10 protein-coding genes are annotated in these 9,498 nt (G+C 60.9%); 5 read left to right on the top strand and 5 right to left on the bottom strand.

Annotated features, from left to right (window positions below; all coding sequences use genetic code 11):
- The coding region (locus Q4Q11_RS29065) for a PHB accumulation regulatory domain-containing protein (RefSeq protein ID WP_498571637.1) at positions 1 to 347 on the top strand (347 nt) is incomplete at its 5' end.
- A 345-nt stretch (positions 348 to 692) separates the two neighbouring features.
- Here Q4Q11_RS29065 and rpmF read toward each other — a convergent pair.
- The 3 genes from rpmF to mtgA form a co-directional block, all read right to left on the bottom strand.
- Complete coding sequence (gene rpmF / locus Q4Q11_RS29070; protein ID WP_003543812.1) at positions 693 to 878, bottom strand: 50S ribosomal protein L32; 186 nt, start codon at positions 876 to 878, stop codon at positions 693 to 695.
- A gap of 172 nt (positions 879 to 1,050) precedes the next feature.
- Entirely contained in the window at positions 1,051 to 1,698 is a 648-nt protein-coding gene (locus tag Q4Q11_RS29075; RefSeq protein WP_498571638.1) for a glutathione S-transferase family protein, read from the bottom strand.
- A 128-nt stretch (positions 1,699 to 1,826) separates the two neighbouring features.
- Complete coding sequence (gene mtgA / locus Q4Q11_RS29080; RefSeq protein ID WP_498571639.1) at positions 1,827 to 2,654, bottom strand: monofunctional biosynthetic peptidoglycan transglycosylase; 828 nt, start codon at positions 2,652 to 2,654, stop codon at positions 1,827 to 1,829.
- Positions 2,655 to 2,753: 99 nt separating this feature from the next.
- On the opposite strand from mtgA, the gene Q4Q11_RS29085 reads away from it, so the two are divergent.
- Positions 2,754 to 3,668, top strand: coding sequence for a polyprenyl synthetase family protein (locus tag Q4Q11_RS29085; RefSeq protein WP_498571640.1), 915 nt, complete (start codon positions 2,754 to 2,756; stop codon positions 3,666 to 3,668).
- A gap of 252 nt (positions 3,669 to 3,920) precedes the next feature.
- Entirely contained in the window at positions 3,921 to 4,562 is a 642-nt protein-coding gene (locus tag Q4Q11_RS29090) for a LysE family translocator (RefSeq protein ID WP_498571641.1), read from the top strand.
- Positions 4,563 to 4,580: 18 nt separating this feature from the next.
- Here Q4Q11_RS29090 and ispG read toward each other — a convergent pair whose 3' ends face one another.
- Positions 4,581 to 5,834 carry a flavodoxin-dependent (E)-4-hydroxy-3-methylbut-2-enyl-diphosphate synthase gene (gene ispG / locus Q4Q11_RS29095; protein ID WP_498571642.1) on the bottom strand — a complete coding sequence of 418 codons (1,254 nt, stop codon included), beginning with the start codon at positions 5,832 to 5,834 and terminating at the stop codon, positions 4,581 to 4,583.
- A 126-nt stretch (positions 5,835 to 5,960) separates the two neighbouring features.
- The gene (locus Q4Q11_RS29100) at positions 5,961 to 7,160 is read right to left on the bottom strand and encodes an MFS transporter (RefSeq protein ID WP_113222345.1); all 1,200 of its coding nucleotides are present in this window, start codon (positions 7,158 to 7,160) and stop codon (positions 5,961 to 5,963) included.
- A gap of 256 nt (positions 7,161 to 7,416) precedes the next feature.
- Here Q4Q11_RS29100 and Q4Q11_RS29105 point away from each other — a divergent pair, with 256 nt between their 5' ends.
- Positions 7,417 to 8,289, top strand: a complete 873-nt coding sequence (locus Q4Q11_RS29105) for a DMT family transporter (RefSeq protein WP_498571643.1) — start codon at positions 7,417 to 7,419, stop codon at positions 8,287 to 8,289.
- Positions 8,290 to 8,568: 279 nt separating this feature from the next.
- Positions 8,569 to 9,342 (top strand): amino acid ABC transporter substrate-binding protein, encoded by a 774-nt coding sequence (locus Q4Q11_RS29110; protein WP_498571644.1) that lies wholly within the window; start codon positions 8,569 to 8,571, stop codon positions 9,340 to 9,342.
- Positions 9,343 to 9,498 lie beyond the last annotated feature (156 nt).

The raw sequence follows: 9,498 nt of genomic DNA on the forward strand, positions 1-9,498 counted from the left end.
TTTCATTCCTCCGGCAGCTTATTGGCTATTACGGCGATCAGATGCAGATGGTTGTGCCGAGCTTCCTTGAACATTCCATGCGCGCTTTCACGGAACAGCAGACCCAGATGCGCGAGCAGATCAATCGCGCTTTCGGCGAGACGCCGCTCGGCAAGAACCTGCAGTTGCCCATGCAAATGGTCGAGGAGCAGGTGCGCCGCAATACCGAAATGTTCCAGCAGGCCATGCAGATGTTCTCGCCCTTCATGAAGCCGGCGGCCAAGGAAAGCCGCAAGGCCGAAGCCAAGGACATCGACGAGCTGAAGGAACAGCTCCGCGCCATGCAGAACAAGCTGGATAGTTTGTAAGATAAGACGGCGCTGAAAAGCTGCTTGTGCGTTCATGGAGAGTTTTCACCCCCTCTGCCGCTTTCGCGGCATCTCCCCCACAATGGGGAAGATTGGCAACTAGCGGCGCACTCTTGCCTCACTCGTCAACCCATCTGCTGAAGCGTGCTTGTAAGTTCACTTTGGGGCGGGCGACACACTTCCAATAATCTCCCCCGTGTGGGGGAGATGTCACGAAGTGACAGAGGGGGGGTGTCAAACTTTCGGCATGCCAATAGGCCAGCTTTTGACCCACCCAGCAAACCACAAACAGAAAAGGCCGGCGAACCGCCAGCCTCTTATTCATGCCATCAAGGCAGCGCTGGATTATGCGCTTTCCTTCGGCGTCAGAACCTGACGGCCGCGATACATGCCGGTCTTCAGGTCGATGTGGTGCGGACGGCGCAATTCGCCGGAGTTCTTGTCTTCGACGTAGGTCGGAGCCTTCAGCGCGTCGGCAGAGCGGCGCATACCGCGCTTGGACGGGCTCGTTTTTCTCTTCGGTACAGCCATTCTCTTTACTCCATGTGCGGACGAAACATATCCGCGGCCAGCAAGGCGGCCGAAACAGACATGCATCAATTTCGGAAATTGGGCGGGCTTATACATGGCTTGCCGGGCTTTGACCAGTCCCTAATAGCATTTTTTGCCCGCCGCGCGCGATTCCCGAATATTCGAGACCGAATCAATCCTCATCCTCCGGCACGGTCCATGCTTCCTGCAATGCGGCTTGTTCCCATTTTTGCCAGGCAGGCAGCGCCTTCATGACCGCCACATAGTCCCGCGTGTCCGCCGCAACCGGTATGTCATACCGCTCCAGGCGGCTGATGACGGGAGCGAACATCGCATCCGCTCCGGAAAACTCCCCGAACAGGAAAGGGCCGCCTGAAAAGGCTCGCGCCTCGCGCCAGATGGTCTCGATGCGCGCCACATCCTCCATCACCCCATCGGGCAGGTCGCGGCGGGCGATCGGACGGCGCATGTTCATCGGGCAGGCATTGCGCAGAGCGCTGAAACCGGAAAGCATCTCCATGCTGTAGGACCGCGCCAGTGACCGCGCCCGGCGATCCCGCGGAAGAAGTCCGGCATCGGGGAAAAGTTCGGCCGCATACTCGATGATGGCAAGCGATTCCCACACCTTGAAGCCGTCATGGACGAGCATCGGCACCTTGCCCGTCGGCGAAACTTCGCGGATGCGCGGATTGCCCGCCGGAAAATCGAAGGGGATCAGCACCTCCTCGAAAGGAACGCCGCACCCCTCCAACGCGATCCACGACCGCAACGACCAGGAGGAATAGTTCTTGTTGCCGATATAGAGGATCAGCTTGTCCATGATCTTTTGCTTCCTTTTCAGCACCGGAACCCGAAGGGAAAGAGTTTTTCGACTGGTTCACGCCCGCCCTTACTTCATGGCCAAGAATGCCAGATGACGACAAGCCGATCGAACGACAAGTTCTGATCTCAATCATAAAGACATTTGATGTATGGGTCGGCATTCCGCGCGCGACGCTGAATCAGCGAGGCGAGCTGGCCGAGCCCTCGCCCGGGCCTGCTCGCCACCCGATCGATCGGATTGGGAAGCGAGACGGCAAGAAGCGCCGCCTGACGTGCGGTAAGTCTGGAAGCCGGCACTTTGAAATGATAGCGCGCCGCCGCCTCGATGCCGTAAATGCCAGGCCCCCATTCGGCGACATTCAGATAGAGTTCCATCATCCGGCGCTTCGACCAAACGGTGGAGGCGGTAACCGCAAGCGGCAATTCCAATGCCTTCCGCACGAAGGAGCGACCGTTCCATAAAAACAGGTTCTTCACCGTCTGCATCGGGATCGTGCTGCCGCCGCGTGTGGATTTACCGCGCATCGTCTCCTGGACGAGGGTCCGCATCTCGCCCCAATCGACGCCGCCGTGGTAGCAGAACTGCCCATCCTCGGAGACCATGACGGATTTCACCAGCACCGGCGCGATCTTATCCAGCGGAACCCAGCGGCGGTCGTATCCCTGAAAGGTGGCGGCATCGCCGATCATCAGGGTGGAAACGGGATGGATGAACGGCACGAGATAAACGACGATGAGGAGATAGGGCAGCAACAGCACGCCGATCAGCAAGAGGACGATGCGCTGCCAAAGCGGCCTTGCCCCGAAGCGCGCAAACAGGGAGGACCGTTGCGGCACTTCGGCTTCCTCCTCCTGATCAGTCGATATGTCCAAGTGCCTGACGTCCACGATCGCTCCATCCCGGTACAACCCCTTAATGCATCCGGGAAACGCTCTGATGCTGCATCCCGTCATACCGTCTACACAAAGCGATGACCAGAGTGCGGCGTGATTCCCCACCGGCCGTTGACAATTCCCGTTGCCAGCAACCGCCTCTCATGCCAAACAGCGGCCATGGACAGCACCCATTCCTCATTCGAACAGCGTCTCAAAGACAATGCCGGCAAGACCGAAGCCATGCTGAGCGGGCTTCTGGCCGACGCCAGCTTCAGCGACGAGATCGTCCGCCCTGTCCAGCTTTTGAGCGCGATGCGTCACGGGGTCCTGAACGGCGGCAAGCGGCTGCGACCCTTCCTCGTCATGGAATCGGCTGCTCTTCTCGGCGGCAATGCCGAGGCGGCGCTTAGGGTCGGCGCGGCGCTCGAATGCGTGCACTGCTATTCCCTCGTCCATGACGACCTGCCTGCCATGGATGACGACGATCTGCGCCGCGGCCAGCCGACGGTGCACATCGCCTTCGATTACGCCACGGCGATCCTGGCGGGCGATAGCCTGCTGACCTATGCCTTCGACATTATCGCCGCTCCGGAAACGGAGCTGCCGGCGGAGCGGAAGGTCGGGCTCGTGCTGGCGCTGTCGCGCGCCGCCGGCATCGGCGGCATGGCCGGCGGCCAGGCCCTCGATCTCGCGGCGGAAAAAGAGGCGCCGGACGAAAAGGGCATCACCACGCTGCAAGCCATGAAGACGGGCGCGCTGATCCGTTTCGCCTGCGAGGCCGGCGCCATCATCGCTGGCGCCTCAGCCGAGGACCGCAGGCGCCTCAGGGCCTTCGGCGAAAAGATCGGCCTTGCCTTCCAGCTCGCCGACGACCTGCTCGACCTCACCGCCGATGCCGCCACCATGGGCAAGGCAACCGGCAAGGATGCCGCCCGCGGCAAGGGCACGCTGGTCGCCCTGCATGGGCAGGAATGGGCCGAAGCGACACTCGCGAAGCTGGTGAACGAAGCGGCCGATCTGCTGTCCGGCTATGGCGGCAAGGCTGACGTCCTGACGGAAACCGCCCGCTTCGTCGCGAACCGCAAGAGCTGATTCCGAGGACTTCCCTACGGTATTGCTTGATGGCAGGCGACTGACCTTCAAACCGGGATAGCGATAGGCATCTGCCATCGCTCGGACGGGTGCCTGCCTCTACCACCCATTCAGCTATGGAATGTCACCATCACAAGAATCCATTGCTGCGTCGGGTGATTTCCGCCGCATTCTATGACACATTTCCGTGCCGTATTGGCCAGTAGACGCGGAATTCCTCACGGTCGCGCCAATGCTTCAGGAATAGCCTCCATGCGCGAAACGCTTGCCTACCTGCCGCAAATCCTGCCGGCCTATATCGCTTACATCGTTGCCGTCATCAGTCCCGGCCCCGCCATCATGGCCATCATCGGCACCTCGATGACTCATGGCCGCAAGGCCGGCATGACCATCTCGCTCGGCATTTTCGGCGGTTCGCTGACCTGGGCGACAGCTGCCGCGGCAGGCCTTGCCACGCTTTTGCAGACCTATGCGATGGCGCTGGAGCTCCTGAAGGTTTTCGGCGGCATTTATCTGCTCTATCTCGCCTACAAGGCGTTTCGCGCCGTGCGCTCGAACGGAGACCTGAAGGCCGACGCCGAAGGCCTGAAAACGCCCGGCTTCAAATCGCTGATCCTGCGCGGCTACGGCATCCACGTCACCAACCCGAAGGCGATTTTCGCCTGGCTGGCCATCATCGCGCTTGGTATGCCCCAGGGCGCGCCCGGCTCCGTGGCGGTGCTGATCATTGCCATTTGCGGCGTCACCGGCTTCCTGGTGTTCATGGGCTACGCCGTATTGTTTTCGACGCCGCATGCATTGAAAATTTACAGCAATGCACGCCGCTGGATCGAGGGCGTCATGGCCGGCTTCTATTGTTTCGCCGGCATCAAGCTGCTGACCAGCAACATCTAGACCAATGTATGCGGCGGATCACTCCGCCGCGACAGTCTTCTGGCCGAACCGCTTTTCGATATAGTCGGTCACCAGCGCCTCGAAATCCGAAGCGATGTTCGGGCCGCGCAGCGTCATCGCCTTCTGGCCGTCGATGAAGACGGGGGCGGCCGGGGTTTCGCCCGTGCCGGGCAGGGAAATGCCGATATCGGCATGCTTGCTTTCGCCCGGACCGTTGACGATGCAGCCCATGACGGCGACGTTCAGAGCTTCCACGCCCGGATACTTCTCGCGCCAGACCGGCATGTTCTTGCGGATGTCGTTCTGGATGTTCTGCGCCAGTTCCTGGAAGACCGTCGAGGTCGTGCGGCCGCAGCCGGGACATGCCGCGACGACCGGGATGAACTGACGGAAGCCCATGACCTGCAGCAGCTCCTGGGCCACCTGCACTTCACGCGCACGATCGCCATTCGGCTCCGGCGTCAACGAAACGCGGATCGTGTCTCCGATGCCATGCTGCAGCACATAGCCCATGGCGGCCGACGAGGCGACGATGCCCTTCGAGCCCATGCCGGCTTCGGTGAGGCCCAAATGCAGCGCATGGTCGGAACGCTCTGCCAGCATGGAGTAGACAGCGATCAGGTCCTGCACCTGGCTGACCTTGGCCGAAAGGATGATGCGGTTGCGCGGCAGGCCGATTTCCTCGGCGAGATCGGCGGAGATCAGCGCCGACTGCACGATCGTCTCGCGCGTCACCTGCCGGGCCGACAGCGGCGAACCTTCGGCGGCGTTCTTGTCCATCAGCGCCGTCAAGAGATCCTGATCGAGGGACCCCCAGTTGACGCCGATGCGCACCGGCTTGTCATAGCGGATCGCCATCTCGATAATCTCGGCGAACTGCTTGTCCTTCTTGTCCTTGAAGCCGACATTGCCGGGATTGATGCGGTATTTCGCCAGCGCCTCGGCGCAGGCCGGATGATCGGCCAGCAGCTTATGGCCGATATAATGGAAATCGCCGATCAGCGGCACGTCCATGCCGAGACGCAGCAGTCGCTCGCGGATCTTCGGCACGGCAGCCGCACTTTCATCGCGGTCGACGGTGATGCGCACCAGCTCGGAGCCGGCTTTGTAGAGGGCGGCGACCTGGGCGACGGTCGAATCGATATCGGCCGTGTCGGTATTGGTCATGGACTGCACGACGACGGGGGCACCGCCGCCGACGATCACGCCGCCCACATCGACGGCAACGGAGGAACGGCGCGGTTTCGGATCGAAATCGGTGGCGGACGACATGGAAAGCTCTCGCAGGCCTCGAAAATGGGTGCCTTTCAGGTGGATCACCAAGCGGTCGTTGTCAACCGCTGCGGCGATCCTTTTGATCGGACGGCGCCTACCCGCTACCGGGCAAAAGCGACGAAATTAATGCTTGATATCTCCGATGCCATCGGCGTAGCGCGCGAGCGACGACAAGGCGAGCACGACGAGCAGCAGCACCGGCAGCGCCATCAGGACCGGCGAGAAGCCGACATGCTCGGCGGCAAAGCCGATCGCCGACGGCGCCACCAGCATGCCGGAATAGCCGAGCGTCGTGACCACCGAAATGCCGATGCCCGGCTGCAGGCCGGGAATATTGCCGGCCGCGGAAAAGGCGATCGGCACCATGTTGGAAATGCCGATGCCGCAGAGCGCAAAGCCGAGAATGGCAACCTCGGCGTTTGGCGCAAGTGCGGCAGTCAGCATGCCGACGATGGCGAAGATGGTGCAGACGCGCAGCGTACGCACGGCGCCGAGCCAGTCGCGGACGAAATCGCCGGCAAAGCGCATGGTCGCCATGGTGGCGGAAAAGGCGGCGAAGCCGAAGCCGGAGAGCGCCACCGACGCGCCCTTTTCCTGGCCGAGATAGAGCGCGCTCCAGTCGAGCACGGCACCTTCCGGTACCATGCAGAACAGCGCGACGATGCCGAGCAGCCAGGGCAGCGGGATCATCGGCATCTTTGCCTTCGGCTTGGCCTCGTCGGGATGCGGCTGATCGCCGAAAACCATCGGCCAGGCGACGACCAGGAACAGCACGGCAATAGCAGTCGAAGCCTCCGCATGACCGAGAACCCCCCAGCGCGAAATCAGCAGCCCGCCGATCGCCGAGCCCAAAAGGCCGCCTAGGCTCCAGAAGGCATGGCAGGACGACATGATCGCCCGGCGCATGGATTTTTCGACTGAAACGGCATTGGCATTCATCGCCACATCCATGGCGCCGATGAAACCGCCGAACAGGAAGAGCGCGATGGCCGCCGTCCAGATATTAGGCGCGAGCGTCAGCGCCAGAATCATCGGCAGCAGCAGCACCGCAAAGGCACGCACGACGACGCGCGAGCCGCGCACGGCGATCTGCGCGCCGGCGAGCGGCATCATGACGAGCGAGCCGACGCCGAAGACGAGGATCATCAGTCCGAGCTCGAATTTGGTGAGTTGCAGCCGCTCGGCGAACTCCGGAATTTTCGGCGCCCAGCAGCCGACCATGAAGCCGTTCAGCAGGAACATCAGCGAAACGGCTGCGCGCGATTTTGTGAAAAATCCGCTTCGACGGGCCTCAAAACCCTCCAATCTCGTTCCGTTGTCCATGAAAACTCCTCCAGATCGGCATCGCAGTCTATTTAAATCGATTGAAATCTCAACGATCGAAAGAGGCTGTGACAGTCACATTTCGTCTCCGTCTGTTAAAGCGGAGACGATGCCGCCACAACCCCGAATAAATAACGCCTGACGGCGTCACCCGGACCAAAAGCTCTATTGACGGCGTAAAATTAGACTCCTATCGCTTTAAACCTGAAAGATTCTTCGGCCGGCCCAAAGTCGGGTCATCCTCTGGTGCATCCCCGTGAAAAACTCCATCGGCTATGGCATCCTGCTTACGGTGTTCGCCTACATGCTGTTTACCGCGCACGATTCGGCGGTGAAGCTGCTCGTCGCCTCCATTCCCGTCTGGCAGGTCCTGTTCATCCGAAGCTGCACCATCCTAGCCGGCTGCTTCGTCTTCGAAGGCCCGTCGCTCGTCCGGAAGGTAGCACGCTCGCCGATCATCAAGCCGATGATCCTGCGCAGCATCATCATCCTGATCGCCTGGATTTCCTATTATTCGGCCGCCTCCTACCTGCAGCTCGCCGAGGTGACGACGCTCTATTACGCCGCACCGATCGTCGGCACGATCCTCGCGACCATCGTGCTGCGCGAAAAGGTCACCGTCGCCCGCTGGATGGCGGTCGGCGTCGGCTTCTGCGGCGTGGTGATCGCCTCCAATCCCGTGGGGCTGTCGATCTCCTGGCCGGTCTATCTGGCGCTGCAGGCCGCCGTCCTCTGGGCATGTGGCATGGTGCTCCTGCGCAAGACCGCGCTGCACGAAAAGAGCCATATCCAGATGGCCGTCTCCAATATCCTGTTCATCATCCTGACCGCCGGCATGGCGATCGCCCACTGGCACACGCCGACGCCGTTCCAGATCGTCCTGTTGGCGCTCACCGGCATCATCGCCGGCGCCGGCCAGCTCGCCCTCTTCGAAGGCATGCGCCAGGCGCCCGTCTCCGTGCTTGCGCCGTTTGAATATACCTCGCTCGTCTGGGCTTTCCTGCTCGGCTACCTGATTTGGGGCGACATCCCCGGCGCCAACACATTTATCGGCGCAATCCTGATCCTGAGCGCCGGGTTCATCATCATTATCAGCGAGCGGATGAAGCGGCGGGCGGCGGCGGCTTGAGGTGATGTCTGCGCTACTATTCAAGATCAAGTAGCGACCTTCTAAAAATATTTTTCGACTGGCTGGGTCCTCGTAACACGGACAATGAAAGTCTTGACGGTTGCGAGTACGCGCGACAACGAGAGCCACGCCACATCCCCCAAAATCGCCACCCCTCCTCCTCTGAGAAAAATATTCGCAATTGCCGCTTTATCTTGCAGTTTTCTACGCTTCCGCGGTGCAAATTTTCTGCGATGTATGCGACATTGAATGAAACCGCTCCAGAAACGGAAGAAGACGATGAACTGGTTGAAGACTGTTGCCGCTGCCGCCCTCGTGCAGGCCGCTTTCCTCCTGCCGGCCCATGCCGGCGACAATCTCAAGGCGATCCAGGCGGCCGGCGTGCTGAAGGTCGGCACGGAAGGAACCTATGCGCCTTTCACCTTTCATGATGAGAGCGGCAAACTGACCGGCTTCGATGTCGAGATCGCCGAGGCGATCGCCTCCAAGCTCGGCGTCAAGGCGCAGTTCCTCGAAGGCAAGTGGGACGGCCTGATCGCCGGCCTCGACGCCAACCGCTACGACACAGTGATCAACGAAGTCGGCGTCACCGATGCCCGCAAGAAGAAGTATGATTTCTCCGAGCCCTACATCGCCTCCAAGGCCGTGCTGATCGTCAAGGACAGCAACACCGAGATCAAGGGTTTCGCCGATCTCAAGGGCAAGAAGGCGGCGCAGTCGCTGACCAGCAACTTCGGCAAGCTCGCCACCGAATCCGGCGCCACGCTCGTCGGCACCGACGGCTTCGACCAGTCGATCCAGCTGGTGCTGACCGGCCGCGCCGACGCGACCATCAACGACAGCCTCTCCTTCCTCGATTTCAAGAAGCACAAGCCCGACGCGCCGGTGAAGATCGTCGCCCAGGAGGCCAATGCCGATTATTCCGCCGTCATCATCCGCAAGGGAGAGCCGGAACTGCAGGCCGCCATCAACAAGGCGCTGGCCGATATCAAGGCCGACGGCACCTATGCCAAGATCTCGCAGAAATACTTCGGACAGGACGTTTCGAAGTAAGGGAATAGGCAGAAACGTGAAATTGTGAAAAAGATGCGTCCGGGGTCACCTCCGGACGCATTCTCTTATTGATTGAAAGGCTTCTCCTTGGAGCATTGGCTGCAACTGATGTGGGAGTCACTGGGCACGCTGCTTTGGGCCGGGCTCGTCTTCACC

Source organism: Rhizobium sp. UFLA01-1127 (assembly GCF_059803845.1).

Coding starts and splice junctions, on each gene's coding strand:
- mtgA (WP_498571639.1), bottom strand. CDS start 2,654: ATGACGGGATGCAGCATCAGAGCGTTTCCCGGATGCATTAAGGGGTTG.
- Q4Q11_RS29085 (WP_498571640.1), top strand. CDS start 2,754: ATGGACAGCACCCATTCCTCATTCGAACAGCGTCTCAAAGACAATGCC.
- rpmF (WP_003543812.1), bottom strand. CDS start 878: ATGGCTGTACCGAAGAGAAAAACGAGCCCGTCCAAGCGCGGTATGCGC.
- Q4Q11_RS29110 (WP_498571644.1), top strand. CDS start 8,569: ATGAACTGGTTGAAGACTGTTGCCGCTGCCGCCCTCGTGCAGGCCGCT.
- Q4Q11_RS29090 (WP_498571641.1), top strand. CDS start 3,921: ATGCGCGAAACGCTTGCCTACCTGCCGCAAATCCTGCCGGCCTATATC.
- ispG (WP_498571642.1), bottom strand. CDS start 5,834: ATGTCGTCCGCCACCGATTTCGATCCGAAACCGCGCCGTTCCTCCGTT.
- Q4Q11_RS29075 (WP_498571638.1), bottom strand. CDS start 1,698: ATGGACAAGCTGATCCTCTATATCGGCAACAAGAACTATTCCTCCTGG.
- Q4Q11_RS29100 (WP_113222345.1), bottom strand. CDS start 7,160: ATGGACAACGGAACGAGATTGGAGGGTTTTGAGGCCCGTCGAAGCGGA.